1 pseudogene is annotated in these 990 nt (G+C 60.0%); it reads left to right on the top strand.

The features are described 5' to 3' along the window. Positions 1–990, top strand: a pseudogene (locus AC3WLE_RS30395) (IS3 family transposase); the annotation flags it as partial.

Here is a 990-nt window from a genome sequence, read left to right as displayed (position 1 = left end):
GCATTCAAGCGCAAGGTAGTTCAGGAGTATTTGTCTGGGGGGATTGGGATCCGGGCACTGAGTCAGAAGCATGGGATTGGTCATTCGATCGTGCGACGCTGGATTGGTGCGTGGCAGCACCATGGAGAGGCCGGGCTACGCAAGAAGCGTGAGGCGTTTGGCGCCGAGTTCAAGCTGACGGTGCTGCAGCATATGTGGCGCCACGAGTTGTCCTATGCTCAGACAAGTTCCCTCTTCGACTTGCGCGATACCCGCGGAGCCAGCCGTTGGGAGCGCCAGTATCATGAGGGCGGTTTCGAAGCCCTCATGCCGCGCCGCAAAGGCCGGCCACCCAACATGTCCGAGCCCAAACAGCCTGTCCAACCCACTCCCGAGTTGCCCCAAGACGGACGTTCACGTGAAGATCTGCTCAAGGAAAACGAGTATCTGCGCGCGGAGGTGGCGTACCTAAAAAAGTTGGATGCCCTGCTCCGGGCCAAGGAGCAAGCGGCGCCAAAGAAAAAGCGCAAGTCGTGAACGCTTTGCGCGAGCACCACCCGCTGCCAATCCTGCTCAAGATCGCCGCTCTGGCGCGCAGCACGTTCTACTACCAACTCACGGCAAGCAAGGCCGGAGATCGTCACGGGGAACTCAAGGAGCGCATCCAACGTGTGTATGCCGAGCACAAGGGCCGATATGGCTACCGCCGGATTACGGCGACGCTGCGTCAGACGGGGACGTTGATCAATCACAAGACCGTGCAACGGCTGATGTCGGCGTTGCGGTTGAAGTCGCTCGTGCGGCCCAAGAAGTACCGCTCATACCGAGGGCAGGTGGGGCGAGTCGCCCCCAATCTGCTTCAGCGCCAGTTCGAGGCGAGCAAGCCGAACGAGAAGTGGGTGACGGATGTGACCGAGTTCAACGTAGGCGGCAAGAAGCTGTATCTCTCGCCCGTCCTGGACCTATACAACGGGGAGATCATCGCTTGGCAAACCAGCGAACGACCTGACT

Source organism: Cupriavidus sp. FW306-1B-F12B (assembly GCF_058781795.1).
Note: the sequence above shows the minus strand (reverse complement) of the source record. Positions and strands in the feature narration are given on the sequence as shown.